23 protein-coding genes are annotated in these 16,035 nt (G+C 66.9%); all 23 read left to right on the forward strand.

The features are described from left to right. Nucleotides 1-54: 54 nt before the first annotated feature. Nucleotides 55-4,653: a DUF6531 domain-containing protein gene (locus ACGFZL_RS07060; protein ID WP_393689950.1), complete on the forward strand. Its 4,599-nt coding sequence runs from the start codon at nucleotides 55-57 to the stop codon at nucleotides 4,651-4,653. Next, nucleotides 4,608-5,600 (forward strand): SUKH-3 domain-containing protein, encoded by a 993-nt coding sequence (locus ACGFZL_RS07065; protein ID WP_393690193.1) that lies wholly within the window; start codon nucleotides 4,608-4,610, stop codon nucleotides 5,598-5,600. Before ACGFZL_RS07060 ends, ACGFZL_RS07065 begins: the two co-directional genes overlap by 46 nt. Nucleotides 5,601-6,052: 452 nt before the next feature. Beyond that, a complete protein-coding gene (gene rpsJ / locus ACGFZL_RS07070; protein ID WP_003948644.1) occupies nucleotides 6,053-6,361 on the forward strand; it encodes a 30S ribosomal protein S10 in 309 nt (102 codons plus the stop codon). Between the two features lie 16 nt (nucleotides 6,362-6,377). Continuing rightward, entirely contained in the window at nucleotides 6,378-7,022 is a 645-nt protein-coding gene (rplC, locus tag ACGFZL_RS07075; RefSeq protein WP_121748660.1) for a 50S ribosomal protein L3, read from the forward strand. A gap of 8 nt (nucleotides 7,023-7,030) precedes the next feature. Beyond that, nucleotides 7,031-7,690 (forward strand): 50S ribosomal protein L4, encoded by a 660-nt coding sequence (rplD, locus tag ACGFZL_RS07080; protein WP_355167607.1) that lies wholly within the window; start codon nucleotides 7,031-7,033, stop codon nucleotides 7,688-7,690. Further along, entirely contained in the window at nucleotides 7,690-8,109 is a 420-nt protein-coding gene (rplW, locus tag ACGFZL_RS07085) for a 50S ribosomal protein L23 (protein ID WP_355167609.1), read from the forward strand. Before rplD ends, rplW begins: the two co-directional genes overlap by 1 nt. Nucleotides 8,110-8,147: 38 nt before the next feature. Further along, nucleotides 8,148-8,984 (forward strand): 50S ribosomal protein L2, encoded by an 837-nt coding sequence (gene rplB / locus ACGFZL_RS07090; protein WP_030400225.1) that lies wholly within the window; start codon nucleotides 8,148-8,150, stop codon nucleotides 8,982-8,984. A 12-nt stretch (nucleotides 8,985-8,996) separates the two neighbouring features. Then, the gene (rpsS, locus tag ACGFZL_RS07095) at nucleotides 8,997-9,278 is read left to right on the forward strand and encodes a 30S ribosomal protein S19 (protein ID WP_161226988.1); all 282 of its coding nucleotides are present in this window, start codon (nucleotides 8,997-8,999) and stop codon (nucleotides 9,276-9,278) included. Nucleotides 9,279-9,323: 45 nt separating this feature from the next. Beyond that, entirely contained in the window at nucleotides 9,324-9,671 is a 348-nt protein-coding gene (gene rplV / locus ACGFZL_RS07100; protein ID WP_355167612.1) for a 50S ribosomal protein L22, read from the forward strand. Next, complete coding sequence (gene rpsC, locus ACGFZL_RS07105) at nucleotides 9,671-10,516, forward strand: 30S ribosomal protein S3 (RefSeq protein WP_355167614.1); 846 nt, start codon at nucleotides 9,671-9,673, stop codon at nucleotides 10,514-10,516. The genes rplV and rpsC overlap by 1 nt, the downstream gene beginning before the upstream one ends. Before the next feature lie 5 nt (nucleotides 10,517-10,521). Then, nucleotides 10,522-10,941 (forward strand): 50S ribosomal protein L16, encoded by a 420-nt coding sequence (rplP, locus tag ACGFZL_RS07110; protein ID WP_046418010.1) that lies wholly within the window; start codon nucleotides 10,522-10,524, stop codon nucleotides 10,939-10,941. Further along, on the forward strand, nucleotides 10,941-11,165 hold the full coding sequence (rpmC, locus tag ACGFZL_RS07115) for a 50S ribosomal protein L29 (RefSeq protein ID WP_003974259.1): 225 nt from the start codon (nucleotides 10,941-10,943) through the stop codon (nucleotides 11,163-11,165). The genes rplP and rpmC overlap by 1 nt, the downstream gene beginning before the upstream one ends. Further along, entirely contained in the window at nucleotides 11,165-11,449 is a 285-nt protein-coding gene (rpsQ, locus tag ACGFZL_RS07120) for a 30S ribosomal protein S17 (RefSeq protein ID WP_355167616.1), read from the forward strand. The genes rpmC and rpsQ overlap by 1 nt, the downstream gene beginning before the upstream one ends. Before the next feature lie 105 nt (nucleotides 11,450-11,554). Then, a complete protein-coding gene (gene rplN, locus ACGFZL_RS07125) occupies nucleotides 11,555-11,923 on the forward strand; it encodes a 50S ribosomal protein L14 (RefSeq protein ID WP_003992364.1) in 369 nt (122 codons plus the stop codon). Nucleotides 11,924-11,925: 2 nt separating this feature from the next. After that, the gene (gene rplX, locus ACGFZL_RS07130; protein WP_003992365.1) at nucleotides 11,926-12,249 is read left to right on the forward strand and encodes a 50S ribosomal protein L24; all 324 of its coding nucleotides are present in this window, start codon (nucleotides 11,926-11,928) and stop codon (nucleotides 12,247-12,249) included. Further along, nucleotides 12,249-12,806: a 50S ribosomal protein L5 gene (gene rplE / locus ACGFZL_RS07135; RefSeq protein ID WP_030359018.1), complete on the forward strand. Its 558-nt coding sequence runs from the start codon at nucleotides 12,249-12,251 to the stop codon at nucleotides 12,804-12,806. The genes rplX and rplE overlap by 1 nt, the downstream gene beginning before the upstream one ends. Before the next feature lie 5 nt (nucleotides 12,807-12,811). Next, nucleotides 12,812-12,997, forward strand: a complete 186-nt coding sequence (locus tag ACGFZL_RS07140) for a type Z 30S ribosomal protein S14 (RefSeq protein WP_003948630.1) — start codon at nucleotides 12,812-12,814, stop codon at nucleotides 12,995-12,997. A 211-nt stretch (nucleotides 12,998-13,208) separates the two neighbouring features. Further along, nucleotides 13,209-13,607 (forward strand): 30S ribosomal protein S8, encoded by a 399-nt coding sequence (rpsH, locus tag ACGFZL_RS07145; protein ID WP_131564570.1) that lies wholly within the window; start codon nucleotides 13,209-13,211, stop codon nucleotides 13,605-13,607. A gap of 24 nt (nucleotides 13,608-13,631) precedes the next feature. Next, nucleotides 13,632-14,171, forward strand: coding sequence for a 50S ribosomal protein L6 (rplF, locus tag ACGFZL_RS07150; protein WP_355167619.1), 540 nt, complete (start codon nucleotides 13,632-13,634; stop codon nucleotides 14,169-14,171). 3 nt (nucleotides 14,172-14,174) lie between these two features. Then, on the forward strand, nucleotides 14,175-14,558 hold the full coding sequence (gene rplR / locus ACGFZL_RS07155; RefSeq protein WP_355167621.1) for a 50S ribosomal protein L18: 384 nt from the start codon (nucleotides 14,175-14,177) through the stop codon (nucleotides 14,556-14,558). A gap of 43 nt (nucleotides 14,559-14,601) precedes the next feature. Further along, nucleotides 14,602-15,207, forward strand: a complete 606-nt coding sequence (gene rpsE / locus ACGFZL_RS07160) for a 30S ribosomal protein S5 (protein ID WP_355167623.1) — start codon at nucleotides 14,602-14,604, stop codon at nucleotides 15,205-15,207. A 3-nt stretch (nucleotides 15,208-15,210) separates the two neighbouring features. Further along, nucleotides 15,211-15,393 carry a 50S ribosomal protein L30 gene (gene rpmD / locus ACGFZL_RS07165; RefSeq protein WP_003974250.1) on the forward strand — a complete coding sequence of 61 codons (183 nt, stop codon included), beginning with the start codon at nucleotides 15,211-15,213 and terminating at the stop codon, nucleotides 15,391-15,393. Nucleotides 15,394-15,395: 2 nt separating this feature from the next. Then, on the forward strand, nucleotides 15,396-15,851 hold the full coding sequence (gene rplO / locus ACGFZL_RS07170) for a 50S ribosomal protein L15 (protein ID WP_023547373.1): 456 nt from the start codon (nucleotides 15,396-15,398) through the stop codon (nucleotides 15,849-15,851). The last annotated feature ends 184 nt before the right edge of the window (nucleotides 15,852-16,035 follow it).

Consider the following 16,035-nt stretch of genomic DNA (forward strand, 5'->3'; position numbering starts at 1 on the left):
TTCACGTGTGCACATAGCTGTTGACGATGCGCATGCGCTGACGGGGGTTGCGACATGGCGGGCCACAGGCCGAGTGACTGGCATGTCCTGGATCTGGACAGGGACCCGACCCCCGGTGATCCGCAGCGCGTCCGCACGCTCGCGAAGACCCTGCACGACTTCGCCGACGACGTCTCCGACGCGCTGCGTCTGGTCAAGGGCATGGCGGGCGAGGGCACGCTGGCGGAGTGGGCCGGCAAGTCGGCCACCGTCTTCAAGGACGAGTTCTCCGGCGTCCCCAAGAACCTGAAGAAGCTGGAGAAGTCCTACGCGATGTGCGGCGACGCGCTCGCGGACTTCTGGCCGAAGCTGGAGCGCGCCCAGGCGTTGGCCGACAAGGCACTGGTCAAGGCGCGGGCGGCCCGCGAGGACCTGAGCGCGGCGCAGACCAAGCTGACCTCGGCGGACTCCTGGGTGACGCGGGCGTCGAAGGAGGCCGACAAGTACAAGGACGACCCGACCGGCAGCAAGTCCGACGCCGACAAGCCGGATGAGGCGAAGGTCCGCGCCGCGACGAGGGACGCCCAGCACGCCAAGACGGCTCAGACGAACGCCCAGTCGGACGTCGACGCCGCCCAGGGCGCACTGGACGCCGCGAAGAAGATGGCTGAGGACGCGCGCAAGATGCGCGAGGACGCCGCCCGCGAGGCGAAGAACAAGATCGACGAGGCGTCCGACGCCGGCATCCAGAACCGCTCCTGGTGGGAGGACGTCGGCGACTGGTTCTCCGACAACTGGGACACGATCGTCGCCGTCTGCAAGGTCGTCGTCACCGTACTCGGCATCGTCGCCATGATCATCGGCGGCCCGATCCTGGGCGCGATCGTGCTGATCGCGGCCCTGGTCGTGCTCGCCGACACGCTCTACAAATACAGCAAGGGTCAGGCGTCCCTATGGGACGTGGGTTTCGCCGCCCTTGACTGCATACCCGGCATGAAGGGCCTGACCACACTGGGCGGGCTCGCCAAGGGCGCGAAGGTGCTGGGCAAAGCCGGCCTCAAGGGCATGGCCAAGGGACTCGGCAAGGGCCTGCGGAGAGAAGCCGACGACGCCGTGGCGAAGGCCAAACCGGGCAAGGGCCGGTGTCTGAACGGCGACCCCATCGACATGGTCTCGGGCGAGATGTACATGACCGAGACCGACATCGAACTACCGGGCCTCATTCCACTGGCGCTGCGGCGCACGCACCTGTCGACGTACCGGTCGGGGCGCTCCTTCGGCCCGTCGTGGGCGTCCACGCTCGACGAGCGTCTCGTGCTGGACGACGAAGGCGTCGTCTTCGCCGTCGAGGACGGCATGATCCTCCTCTACCCGGTACCCGCACCCGGCACCTCCGTGATGCCGGCCGAAGGACCTTGCCTCCCCCTCGACTGGGACGGCGCCCCCGACACCCCTCTCCGGATCACCGACCCCCTCACCGGTCTCACCCGCCACTTCGCGCCCCCGCACCGGCCTCCCGTGGACGCGGAGGCGTTCACCCTCTTCCTCGTGGCTCTGACCGACCGCAACGGCTATCGGATCGACATCGACCGCGACGCCGACGGGACCCCGAGGGCCGTACGCGACAGCGGTGGCCGGTACATCCACGTCGACACCGAGGAGGGACGTGTCACCGCGCTACGCCTGCGCGATCCGGCGACCGGCGGCATACCGCTCAGGGAGTTCGCGTACAGCGCTGAAGGTGACCTCACCGAGATCCGTGACTTCAGCGGCCTGCCTCTCGTACTCGCCTATGACGATCGTTCGCGTATCACGTCGTGGACCGATCGCAACGGCAACTGGTACCGCTTCGTCTACGACGATCACGACCGGTGCGTGGGCGGCGAGGGCACTGACGGCCTTCTGCGATGCACCATCGCGTACGACACCGCAGGACGTACCACGCGCTACACGGACGCGCTCGGTGACACAACGACCTATCACTGGAACGACCTGTACCAGCTCGTAGCTCAGACCGATCCCGGCGGTCACCGCACCTCGTACGAGTGGGATCGTCACGATCGACTTGTGTCCAGGACGGACGCGGGCGGCCGCACCAGTCGGTACATCTACGACGAAATGGGCGCGCCGATTGCGGTGGTCCGCTCCGACGGCCGCCGGGAGACTGCCGAGAACAATCGGTGGGGGCAACCCCTCGAGGTGGTCCAGGCCGACGGTCATGCCTGGCGGATGGAGTATGACGGCCACGGAAACCTGGTCGCCGAGACCGATCCCACAGGGGCACGTGTCGCCTACCGCTACGGACTCCACGGCGCGCTCGTGTCGATCACCGACGCGGTCGGCAGTACCGCCCTCGTGGAGGCCGACGCTGCGGGCCTGCCTCTCACCGCCACGGGTGCGGAGGGAGACACCACAAGCCTGGTGCGGGACGTGTTCGGCAGAGTCGTCCAACAGACAGGACCTGATGGAACCGTCACTCGACTGAGCCGGGACCCGGAGGGCCGACTGCTCCGCCTCGACCTGCCCGACGGCACCACGGAGCACCGTAGGTATGACGGCGAGGGTAACCTGATCGAACACGTCGACGGCATGGGCCGGGCGACCCGCTTCGAGTACGGCGCCTTCAATCTGCTCCGTGCGCGGACGGATCCCGATGGCTCGCGCTTGGAGTTCGCGCACGACGGCCAACTGCGCGTCACCTCGGTGACCAACCAGCAGGGTGCCGTGTGGGAGTACTTCTACGACGAGTCCGGGCGGATCGTCCGCGAACGGGACTTCCTGGGACGTGTTCAGACCTACCTGCACGACGCGGCCGGCCGCCTGACAGGGCGGACGAACGGGGCGGGTCAGTCGATCGGTTTCGTACGCGATGACTTCGGCAACATCACCGAGCAGCGGTCTCCGGAAGGTGTCACCTCCTACGAGTACGACGCTGTCGGCCAGGTCAACCGTGTGGTCGGGCCCGGCGCCGAGCTGAGCTACGAGCGAGATGCCCGTGGTCGCGTACTGGCCGAGACCTGCAACGGCTCGACCGTACGTTCGACCTACGACGCCCTGGGCAGGCGCCTGACGCGCGTGACCTCGTCCAAGGCCGAGAGTTTCTGGGAGTACGACGGACGCGATCGCCCGACACTGCTGCGCACGGCCGACAGAACGGTCACGTTCGCCTATGACCGAGCGGGGCGGGAAGTCGATCGCCGCGTGGGTGGCGTCGCCCTGAGTCAGACCTGGGACATGGCCGGAAGGCTGAGTACGCAGACGCTGACGGCGTCAGGCGCCATCACTGGCTCAGGCCCGACGGCCACTCCACACCGCCTTCAGCACCGGGCCTATCGCTACCGGCCCGACGGCACAGTGGCCACCATCAGCGATCTTCTCCGGGGCGATCGCAGTGTCGACATCGACGGGCTGGGGCGAGTGTCAGGCGTTCGCGCCGCCACCTGGACCGAGCGCTATGCGTACGACATGGCGGGTGATCTCGCCGAGGGCGAGTGGGGCAGCGCGCATCAGGCCGACCCCCGGCACTTCCCGGTCCGCCGATTCCGGGACATCAGCTACGAGTACGACGATCAAGGCCGCGTCGTTGTCCGACGCAAGAAGCGCCTGTCCCGCAAGCCGGACATCTGGCAGTACACGTGGGACAGCGAAGACCGCTTGGTCGCCGTGACCACGCCGGACGGCACCGCATGGACGTACGCGTACGACCCATTCGGCCGTCGCATTGCCAAGCGTCGTCTGGGTCCCGACGGTCACAGTGTCGTCGAGGAGACCAAGTTCGTCTGGGACGGCTTCGTGCCGGCCGAGCAGATCACCGAGGCGCTCGGCAAGGAGCCCGAGTGCACGGTGTGGGACTGGGAGCGGGACCGCTTCAGTCCCGTCACGCAGGTTGTGCGGGCTCCGTCGCCCGAAGCATCCCAGGAGTGGGTGGACGCCGAGTTCTACTCCATCGCCACGGACCTCGTCGGCACGCCCACCGAGCTGGTCTCGGAGTCAGGGGAAATCGCCTGGCAGGCCCGCTCCACGGTCTGGGGGGCGCCGCTTGACGCGCCCGGTCCGGACGGCGTCTCGTGCCCGTTGCGTTTCCCAGGACAATACGACGACCCTGAGACGGCACTTCACTACAACTACCAGCGTCACTACGATCCGGAGACGGCCCGGTACGTCTCCTCGGACCCGCTCGGTCTCACTCCAGGGCCGAACCCGCGCGCATACGTGTCCAATCCCTTTACCGCGGTCGATCCATTCGGCCTGTCACCTGCCTGCCCCGAGGCTGCGAAACGAGCAGCGGAGGCCCGAGCCGACCTTGAGCAGGCGCGACCGGGCGCCAGTAAGAAGACCCGTCCTACCAGTGCGGCCGGCCTCTCGGTACCCGGCCACAAAAAGCCGTTCGACGGAGCGAGCATCAAGGGCGGCGGGGAGCACGATCTGCACCCGGACGTCAAGGCTGCTTACGACAGAGTGCCCGAGGACGTGCGGGCGGGGGGTCAGCACGGGAAGTGCGGAGAGGCAGAGGCGTTGTCGAAAGCGATGAAGGCAGGTGTCGATCCAAGGGGCGGTGTGATGCATGCGGTCAACGTCCGCGCTCCGGGTAACGAAGCCCATAAGATGGTCAAGCCCCCTTGCCCTTCATGCGCGAATGTACTCGATCAACTCGGAATCACGGCGGTGACGTAGTGGAAATCGACGAAATACCGACAGAGTGGTCCCCACTGACCTGCCAGGTGCTGCGTTCGGCCGGGTGGTACCCAGGTCGTGCCGTCCCTGTCGATGGATGGCGCAGGGCCCTCGAAGAGAGTCACGGACTTCACATGCATGAAGCGGCGGCGAGCTTCTTGGCCGAATTCGGTGGACTGGCGACGGACACGTGGACTCCCGGTCCTGTGATGCCGCAGTCCACGTTCCGTTTCGATCCGTGCGTCGCCGCGGCTCAGCTGAGTCAGGCCGCAGGAGCCGGTCTCTGCCCCATCGGGCAGGCGGACAGCGGCGCGAGCTACCTGGGGATGGCCGTCGACGGGTCCGTTCACGTCGGTGACACCAGCGGCTCGGAGCTTCTGGCGTCCGGGGCACACGCAGCCCTGGAGAGGCTGGTCATGGACCGGCTCACCGAGGCCCCATTGCCGTTCGTGCCGGCCGGTGACCACTTGGAGCTTCCTGCCGAATTCGAGGCGACAACGGGACCGGACGGTGTCCGCCGGTGGTCACCCGCAACGGAACGTGTACTCCGATCGGCCGGTTGGCGGCCGGGACGTTCGGTTTCCGTCGACAACTGGGAAAAGGTCCTGCGTGAAGCCGACGACGGATACGTCATGCACGAGGCGGCGCGTCGGTTCCTCGCGGAATTCGGCGGTCTGGAAGTGTTCGAGAAAGGGCCCGGCGTCAATGCAGGTCGGGCATCTTTTCGTCTTGATCCCGCCTTGGCCAAGTGGGATTACGAAATCATCGAGTCCCTTGGTGAGGAAGTCGAGGTCTCCCTCTACCCGCTAGGGGATCTGTGGCAGGGGAACTTCTATCTGGCCATGGCCGAAAATGGGACAGTCTACTTCGGTATGGATGACGCGGAGTGGCTCGCCCAGTCTCCGGACGAGGCCCTGGACAGACTCATCAGAGGCATTCGCGGCTGACGGAGGGCCCTGGCGCTGTGGAGGGGCGGTGCCGAAGGGCCCTGCGGCTCGGTTTGATCTTCGGGGCCCCCGGGGTACCCTCTTCCGCCCGATTGGCCATGCGTCCACCCCGTATGGCAGACTAGCGGGGTTGCTCGGTCGAGTGCCGATGCTGCGCGTCTCCCGCCGGGAGGACCGGAAGCGAGTCCCACAGTACTCGTCGCCCTGCTCAGGGGCGGACGTACGGGAATCTTCCGGGAATGCGTCAGCGGGGTGCCTCGGCCAGGCGCCCGGTGGGCCTCTCGCCCCCGGCCTGCGGTTCCGGAAGGGCCGTGCTCCCAGAGCGGGGATGTTCGAACAAGGGACATCTGTGTCAGCGGGAGTGCGACACGCCCGACCGCGTGGGTCGGAGGCGGCAGCAGAGGGACGCCGGGTACCAGAGCGTTTTCGAGAGACAGGACTACGAAGTAGCCATGGCGGGACAGAAGATCCGCATCCGGCTCAAGGCCTACGACCACGAGGTCATCGACTCCTCGGCGAAGAAGATCGTCGAGACGGTGACGCGTACTGGTGCGTCGGTCGCGGGCCCGGTGCCGCTGCCCACTGAGAAGAACGTGTACTGCGTCATCAAGTCGCCGCACAAGTACAAGGACTCGCGCGAGCACTTCGAGATGCGCACGCACAAGCGCCTGATCGACATCCTCGACCCGACCCCCAAGACCGTTGACTCTCTGATGCGACTCGACCTCCCGGCCGGTGTCGACATCGAGATCAAGCTCTGAGGGCGGTGATCTGAAGATGACCAAGCAGATCAAGGGCATCCTGGGCGAGAAGCTCGGCATGACGCAGGTGTGGGACGAGAACAACCGTGTTGTTCCGGTCACGGTCGTCAAGGCCGGCCCCAACGTCGTCACCCAGGTCCGCACGAACGACGTCGACGGCTACGAGTCGGTCCAGATCGCCTTCGGCGAGATCGACCCGCGCAAGGTGAACAAGCCCCTCAAGGGCCACTTCGCCAAGGCCGACGTCACCCCGCGCCGCCACCTCGTCGAGATCCGGACCGCTGACGCCGCCGAGTACACGCTCGGCCAGGAAGTCACCGCCGAGGTCTTCGAGTCCGGCGTGAAGGTCGACGTCACCGGCAAGAGCAAGGGCAAGGGCTTCGCCGGTGTCATGAAGCGTCACAACTTCAAGGGCCTCGGCGCCGGTCACGGCACCCAGCGCAAGCACCGCTCGCCGGGCTCCATCGGTGGCTGCGCCACCCCGGGCCGCGTGTTCAAGGGCCTCCGCATGGCGGGTCGCATGGGCAACGAGCGGGTCACCACCCAGAACCTGACCGTCCACGCCGTTGACGCGGAGAAGGGTCTGCTGCTCATCAAGGGCGCGGTTCCCGGTCCGAACGGCGGCCTCGTCCTGGTCCGCACCGCGGCCAAGGGGGCCTGAGGTAACCGATGAGCACTGTTGACATCCTTTCGCCTGCCGGCGAGAAGACCGGAAGCGTCGAGCTCCCCGCGGAGATCTTCGGCGTGGAGAAGATCAGCATCCCGCTGATCCACCAGGTCGTCGTCGCGCAGAACGCCGCTGCCCGCCAGGGCACGCACAAGACCAAGCGTCGCGGCGAGGTCCGCGGTGGCGGCAAGAAGCCGTACCGCCAGAAGGGCACCGGCCGCGCCCGCCAGGGTTCGACCCGCGCCCCGCAGTTCGCCGGCGGTGGCGTCGTCCACGGCCCGCAGCCGCGTGACTACTCGCAGCGGACCCCGAAGAAGATGAAGGCCGCGGCCCTGCGCCACGCCCTCACCGACCGGGCCCGCCACGACCGCATCCACGTCGTCTCCGGCGTGATCGACGGCGACGCGCCCAGCACCAAGGCCGCCCGGAGCCTGTTCGGCAAGATCAGCGAGCGCAAGAACCTGCTCCTGGTCGTCGAGCGCTCCGACGAGGCCGCGTGGCTGTCCGCCCGCAACCTGCCCCAGATCCACATCCTGGAGCCGGGCCAGCTGAACACGTACGACGTTCTCGTCTCGGACGACGTGGTCTTCACCCAGGCCGCTTTCGAGTCCTTCGTGTCTGGCCCCACCAAGGCCGCTGACACCGAAGGGAGCGAGGTCTGATGGCCATCCGTCACCCCGCTATCGCCTCGAAGGCCGCGAAGAAGGCCAAGGCCGCGCGCGTCGCCAAGGCCCGCCGCCACGCCACCGAGGGCAAGAACACCGTCGTCACCCCGGTCAGCAAGGGCTTCACGGACCCCCGTGACGTGCTGCTGAAGCCGGTCGTGTCCGAGAAGAGCTACGCGCTGCTCGACGAGAACAAGTACACGTTCGTCGTCGCGCCGGGCTCCAACAAGACCCAGATCAAGGAGGCCGTCCAGGCGGTCTTCTCGGTCAAGGTCACCGGGGTCAACACGATCAACCGCCAGGGCAAGCGGAAGCGGACCCGCACGGGCTTCGGCAAGCGTGCCGACAGCAAGCGCGCGATCGTGACCCTCGCCGAGGGCGACCGTATCGACATCTTCGGCGGTCCGACCGCTTAAGCGGGTCGGATCGTCCGATATCGGACGAGGACTGAGAAATGGGAATCCGCAAGTACAAGCCGACTACGCCGGGCCGTCGTGGCTCCAGCGTCGCCGACTTCGTCGAGGTCACGCGGTCCACGCCGGAGAAGTCGCTGGTCCGCCCGCTGCACAGCAAGGGCGGCCGTAACAACGCCGGTCGTGTGACCGTTCGCCACCAGGGTGGCGGACACAAGCGCGCCTACCGCGTGATCGACTTCCGTCGTCACGACAAGGACGGCGTGCCGGCGAAGGTCGCGCACATCGAGTACGACCCCAACCGCACCGCGCGCATCGCGCTGCTGCACTACGCGGACGGCGAGAAGCGCTACATCCTCGCCCCGCGCAACCTGCAGCAGGGCGACCGCGTGGAGAACGGCCCCGGGGCCGACATCAAGCCGGGCAACAACCTGGCGCTCCGCAACATCCCGGTCGGTACCACGATCCACGCGATCGAGCTCCGTCCGGGCGGCGGCGCCAAGTTCGCCCGCTCCGCCGGTGCCTCCGTGCAGCTGCTCGCGAAGGAGGGCTCGATGGCCCACCTCCGCATGCCGTCCGGTGAGATCCGCCTGGTCGACCAGCGCTGCCGCGCCACGGTCGGCGAGGTCGGCAACGCCGAGCAGTCCAACATCAACTGGGGCAAGGCCGGTCGTAAGCGGTGGCTGGGCGTTCGCCCGACCGTCCGCGGTGTGGTCATGAACCCGGTGGACCACCCGCACGGTGGTGGTGAGGGCCGGACCTCCGGTGGCCGTCACCCCGTGTCCCCCTGGGGCAAGAAGGAGGGTCGTACTCGTTCGCCCAAGAAGGCGTCGAACAAGTACATCGTCCGCCGCCGCAAGACGAACAAGAAGCGTTAAGGACGGGTTGAGATGCCTCGTAGCTTGAAGAAGGGGCCCTTCGTCGACGACCACCTGATCAAGAAGGTGGACTCGCAGAACGAAGCCGGCACCAAGAACGTCATCAAGACCTGGTCCCGTCGCTCGATGATCGTCCCGGACATGCTCGGTCACACGATCGCGGTGCACAACGGCAAGACCCACATCCCGGTGTTCGTCACCGAGTCGATGGTCGGCCACAAGCTCGGCGAGTTCTCGCCGACGCGCACCTTCCGGGGTCACGTCAAGGACGACCGGAAGTCGAAGCGCCGCTAGCAGCGGATCGCATTCAGACACATGAGTAACTCTGAAGGGACAACCATGGAAGCCAGGGCCCAGGCGCGGTACATCCGCGTCACGCCCATGAAGGCCCGCCGTGTGGTGGACCTCATCCGTGGCATGGACGCCACGGAGGCCCAGGCTGTTCTGCGATTCGCTCCGCAGGCAGCTTCGGTGCCGGTCGGCAAGGTGCTGGACAGCGCCATCGCCAACGCCGCGCACAACTACGACCACACCGACGCCGGCACCCTCGTGATCTCCGAGGCGTACGTCGACGAGGGCCCGACCCTGAAGCGGTTCCGGCCGCGCGCCCAGGGCCGTGCCTACCGGATCCGCAAGCGGACCAGCCACATCACCGTGGTCGTCAGCAGCAAGGAAGGAACCCGGTAATGGGCCAGAAGGTAAACCCGCACGGGTTCCGACTCGGTATCACCACCGACTTCAAGTCGCGCTGGTACGCCGACAAGCTGTACAAGGACTACGTCAAGGAAGACGTCGCCATCCGTCGGATGATGACGTCCGGCATGGAGCGCGCCGGCATCTCCAAGGTGGAGATCGAGCGCACCCGTGACCGCGTCCGCGTGGACATCCACACCGCCCGCCCGGGCATCGTCATCGGCCGCCGCGGCGCCGAGGCCGACCGCATCCGCGGTGACCTGGAGAAGCTGACCGGCAAGCAGGTCCAGCTGAACATCCTCGAGGTCAAGAACCCGGAGACGGACGCTCAGCTGGTGGCCCAGGCCGTCGCCGAGCAGCTGTCCTCCCGCGTCTCCTTCCGTCGCGCCATGCGCAAGAGCATGCAGTCGACGATGAAGGCCGGCGCCAAGGGCATCAAGATCCAGTGCGGTGGCCGCCTCGGCGGCGCCGAGATGTCCCGTTCGGAGTTCTACCGCGAGGGCCGCGTGCCCCTGCACACGCTCCGCGCCAACGTGGACTACGGCTTCTTCGAGGCCAAGACGACCTTCGGCCGCATCGGTGTGAAGGTCTGGATCTACAAGGGCGACGTCAAGAACATCGCCGAGGTCCGCGCCGAGAACGCCGCGGCCCGTGCGGGCAACCGCCCGGCCCGTGGTGGCGGCGGCAGCGACCGCCCGGCCCGTGGTGGCCGCGGTGGCGAGCGTCGCGGGCGCAAGCCGCAGCAGTCGGCTCCGGCCGCCGAGGCCCCCAAGGCCGAGGCTCCCGCCGCCGCTCCGGCCGAGGCGCCGTCCTCTTCTACTGGCGGAACGGAGGCCTGACCGACATGCTGATCCCCCGTAGGGTCAAGCACCGTAAGCAGCACCACCCCAAGCGCGACGGCATGTCGAAGGGTGGCACGCAGGTCGCGTTCGGCGAGTACGGCATCCAGGCGCTGACTCCGGCCTACGTCACGAACCGCCAGATCGAGGCGGCCCGTATCGCGATGACCCGCCACATCAAGCGTGGCGGCAAGGTCTGGATCAACATCTACCCGGACCGTCCCCTCACCAAGAAGCCGGCCGAGACCCGCATGGGTTCCGGTAAGGGTTCGCCGGAGTGGTGGATCGCCAACGTCAAGCCCGGACGCGTCATGTTCGAGCTGTCGTACCCCAACGAGAAGATCGCCCGTGAGGCGCTGACCCGTGCGGCCCACAAGCTGCCGATGAAGTGCCGGATCGTCAAGCGCGAGGCAGGTGAAGCGTGATGTCGGCCGGTACCAAGGCGTCCGAGCTGCGCGAGCTGGGCAACGAGGAGCTTCTGGCGAAGCTCCGCGAGGCCAAGGAAGAGCTGTTCAACCTCCGCTTCCAGGCGGCGACCGGGCAGCTCGAGAACCACGGTCGGCTGAAGGCCGTCCGTAAGGACATCGCGCGGATCTACACCCTGATGCGTGAGCGCGAGCTGGGCATCGAGACGGTGGAGAGTGCCTGATGAGCGAGAACAACGTGACTGAGAACGCAGAGGCGCGCGGCTTCCGCAAGACCCGCGAGGGTCTCGTCGTCAGCGACAAGATGGACAAGACCGTCGTCGTCGCCGTCGAGGACCGCGTCAAGCACGCGCTGTACGGCAAGGTCATCCGCCGTACGAACAAGCTCAAGGCCCACGACGAGCAGAACACCGCCGGCGTCGGCGACCGCGTCCTCCTCATGGAGACCCGGCCGCTCTCCGCCACCAAGCGGTGGCGCGTCGTCGAGGTCCTCGAGAAGGCCAAGTAGTAAGCCTCCTGCGGGGCATTCCCCGCAGGACAGTTCCGCCAGGCTCGGTAGGGGTCCCTCTCGTAGGGCCCCTGCCGGGAACCGGCAGACATTCAGGAGATAGACGTGATCCAGCAGGAGTCGCGACTGCGTGTCGCCGACAACACGGGTGCCAAGGAGATCCTCTGCATCCGTGTGCTCGGTGGCTCCGGTCGCCGCTACGCGGGTATCGGTGACGTCATCGTCGCCACCGTCAAGGACGCGATCCCCGGCGGCAACGTGAAGAAGGGTGACGTCATCAAGGCGGTCATCGTTCGCACCGTCAAGGAGCGCCGCCGCCCGGATGGCTCGTACATCCGTTTCGACGAGAACGCCGCCGTCATTCTGAAGAACGACGGCGACCCCCGCGGCACCCGTATCTTCGGCCCGGTCGGCCGTGAGCTGCGCGAGAAGAAGTTCATGAAGATCATCTCCCTCGCGCCGGAGGTGCTGTGAGCATGAAGATCAAGAAGGGCGACCTGGTCCAGGTCATCACCGGTAAGGACAAGGGCAAGCAGGGCAAGGTCATCGCGGCCTTCCCCCGCGAGGACCGCGTCCTGGTCGAGGGTGTCAACCGGGTCAAGAAGCACACCAAGGCCGGTCCGACCGCTCGCGGTTCGCAGGCCGGCGGCATCGTGACCACCGAGGCCCCGATCCACGTCTCCAACGTCCAGCTGGTCGTGGAGAAGGACGGCAACAAGGTCGTCACGCGCGTCGGTTACCGCTTCGACGACGAGGGCAACAAGATCCGCGTTGCCAAGCGGACGGGTGAGGACATCTGATGGCGACCACCACCACTCCGCGTCTGAAGACGAAGTACCGCGAGGAGATCGCGGGCAAGCTGCGTGACGAGTTCAAGTACGAGAACGTCATGCAGGTCCCCGGCCTCGTCAAGATCGTGGTCAACATGGGTGTCGGCGACGCCGCCCGTGACTCCAAGCTCATGGACGGTGCCGTCCGTGACCTGACCACCATCACCGGTCAGAAGCCGGCCATCACCAAGGCCCGGAAGTCCATCGCGCAGTTCAAGCTGCGTGAGGGCCAGCCGATCGGTGCGCACGTCACGCTTCGTGGCGACCGCATGTGGGAGTTCCTGGACCGCACCCTGTCGCTCGCGCTGCCGCGCATCCGCGACTTCCGCGGCCTGTCCCCCAAGCAGTTCGACGGCCGTGGCAACTACACCTTCGGTCTCACGGAGCAGGTCATGTTCCACGAGATCGACCAGGACAAGATCGACCGCGTCCGGGGTATGGACATCACCGTGGTGACCACGGCGACCAACGACGCTGAGGGCCGCGCGCTCCTTCGTCACCTCGGCTTCCCGTTCAAGGAGGCGTGAGCGAGATGGCGAAGAAGGCTCTGATCGCTAAGGCTGCTCGCAAGCCCAAGTTCGGTGTGCGTGGCTACACCCGCTGCCAGCGCTGTGGCCGCCCGCACTCCGTCTACCGCAAGTTCGGCCTGTGCCGCGTGTGCCTTCGTGAGATGGCTCACCGTGGCGAGCTGCCGGGCGTGACCAAGAGCTCCTGGTAATCCCCCCTTTGGGGATTGTCGGAGACTCTCGGTAAGCATCGAGGTCGGCAGATGCCCGGCTCCACATGCCGTAGGCTTGTGGGGTTGGGCGTCTGCCGCCCACATCGACTTACTACGCCGTAGGTCCACCGCGCCGCACCCGTCCCGTCTCGGATCGGGGAGAGGGATGGCGCACCAGGAAACCCCGGCGAGAGAGGCCGAAGGCCAATTCATGACCATGACTGATCCGATCGCAGACATGCTTACGCGTCTGCGGAACGCGAACTCGGCGTACCACGACTCCGTGACGATGCCGGCGTCCAAGATCAAGTCTCACATCGCGGAGATCCTCCAGCAGGAGGGCTTCATCACGGGCTGGAAGGTCGAGGACGCCGAGGTCGGCAAGAGCCTCGTCCTGGAGCTGAAGTTCGGCCCCAACCGTGAGCGCTCCATCGCGGGCATCAAGCGGATCTCGAAGCCCGGTCTCCGGGTGTACGCGAAGTCCACCAACCTGCCCAAGGTGCTGGGTGGCCTCGGCGTGGCGATCATCTCCACGTCGCACGGGCTCCTCACCGACAAGCAGGCCGGCAAGAAGGGCGTGGGTGGGGAAGTCCTCGCCTACGTCTGGTAGCGGAAGGGAACGGAGGAAACAGCTATGTCGCGCATCGGCAAGCTCCCCATCGCGGTTCCCGCCGGCGTGGACGTCACCATCGACGGCCGTACGGTCGCGGTCAAGGGCCCCAAGGGCTCGCTGACCCACACCGTCGTGGCGCCGATCGACATCGCCAAGGGTGAGGACGGCGTGCTCAACGTCACCCGCCCCAACGACGAGCGTCAGAGCAAGGCCCTGCACGGCCTGTCCCGCACGCTGGTGGCGAACATGATCACCGGCGTGACCCAGGGTTACGTGAAGAAGCTCGAGATCAGCGGTGTCGGTTACCGCGTGCTCGCCAAGGGTTCGAACCTGGAGTTCTCCCTCGGCTACAGCCACCCGATCCTGGTCGAGGCCCCCGAGGGCATCACCTTCAAGGTGGAGTCCCCGACCCGTTTCTCGGTCGAGGGCATCGACAAGCAGAAGGTCGGCGAGGTTGCGGCCAACATCCGCAAGCTGCGCAAGCCCGACCCGTACAAGGCCAAGGGCGTCAAGTACGAGGGCGAAGTCATCCGCCGCAAGGTCGGAAAGGCGGGTAAGTAAGCCATGGCATACGGGCAGAAGATCCTCAAGGGCGACGCCTACAAGCGCGCCGCGATCAAGCGCCGCCACATCCGCATCCGCAAGAACCTCGCGGGTACGGCGGAGCGCCCCCGTCTGGTCGTCACCCGCTCCAACCGCCACATCGTGGCCCAGGTGATCGACGACCTCAAGGGTCACACCCTTGCGTCGGCGTCCACCCTGGACACCTCGATCCGCGGCGGCGAGGCGGACAAGTCCGCGCAGGCCAAGCAGGTCGGTGCCCTGGTCGCCGAGCGCGCCAAGGCCGCGGGCGTCGAGGCCGTCGTGTTCGACCGTGGTGGCAACCAGTACGCCGGGCGCATCGCCGCCCTGGCGGACGCCGCCCGCGAAGCCGGCCTGAAGTTCTGAGCCGGTTCCGTATCGCTAGCGGAAACAGAGAGAGGTAATTCCAATGGCTGGACCCCAGCGCCGCGGAAGCGGTGCCGGTGGCGGCGAGCGGCGGGACCGGAAGGGCCGTGACGGCGGCGCAGCTGCCGCCGAGAAGACCGCTTACGTCGAGCGTGTCGTCGCGATCAACCGTGTCGCCAAGGTCGTGAAGGGTGGTCGTCGCTTCAGCTTCACCGCGCTGGTCGTGGTGGGCGACGGTGACGGCACCGTGGGTGTCGGTTACGGCAAGGCCAAGGAGGTGCCGGCCGCCATCGCCAAGGGTGTGGAGGAGGCCAAGAAGCACTTCTTCAAGGTCCCCCGCATCCAGGGCACCATCCCGCACCCGATCCAGGGTGAGAAGGCTGCCGGCGTCGTGCTGCTCAAGCCCGCGTCCCCCGGTACCGGTGTTATCGCCGGTGGTCCGGTGCGCGCCGTGCTCGAGTGCGCCGGTATCCACGACATCCTGTCGAAGTCGCTCGGCTCCGACAACCAGATCAACATCGTGCACGCGACCGTGGCGGCCCTCAAGGGCCTGCAGCGTCCCGAGGAGGTCGCGGCCCGCCGCGGTCTGCCGCTCGAGGACGTCGCCCCCGCGGCTCTTCTCCGCGCACGTGCCGGGGCGGGTGCGTAGATCATGGCGCAGCTCAAGATCACGCAGGTCAAGTCCTACATCGGCAGCAAGCAGAACCACCGCGACACCCTGCGCTCCCTTGGTCTCAAGGGGATCAACACGCAGGTCGTCAAGGAGGACCGCCCCGAGTTCCGCGGCATGGTGCACACCGTCCGCCACCTCGTGACGGTCGAGGAGGTCGACTGATCATGGCGGAGCAGAACCCGCTCAAGATCCACAACCTCCGTCCCGCCCCGGGCGCCAAGACCGCCAAGACCCGCGTCGGTCGTGGTGAGGCGTCGAAGGGTAAGACGGCCGGTCGTGGTACCAAGGGCACGAAGGCCCGTTACCAGGTTCCGGAGCGCTTCGAGGGTGGCCAGATGCCCCTCCACATGCGTCTCCCGAAGCTGAAGGGCTTCAAGAACCCGTTCAAGACCGAGTTCCAGGTCGTGAACCTCGACAAGCTGGCCGCGCTGTACCCCGAGGGTGGCGAGGTCACCGTCGAGGGTCTGGTGGCCAAGGGCGCCGTTCGCAAGAACAGCCTCGTCAAGGTCCTCGGCCAGGGCGAGATCTCGGTGGCGCTGCAGGTGACGGTGGACGCCGTCTCCGGCTCCGCCAAGGAGAAGATCACCGCCGCCGGCGGTACGGTCACCGAGCTGGTCTGATCTTCGGACCTCTCGATGACGTGAGCGATCCCGACCGGGGATACCCCACAAAAGGGGTATCCCCGGTCGGTCGTTCCTAGGGAAGTGCTCCCGCCGGTAAGGTGGCCAGCACTGCCCTCTTTCACGGGCGCCACACATGGGGCACCCTGAGCGGCAGTCGGCCGTTAAGCCTTGCAGCCGTCAC

It is taken from the genome of Streptomyces sp. NPDC048182, from assembly GCF_043202555.1.
GTDB lineage: Bacteria > Actinomycetota > Actinomycetes > Streptomycetales > Streptomycetaceae > Streptomyces.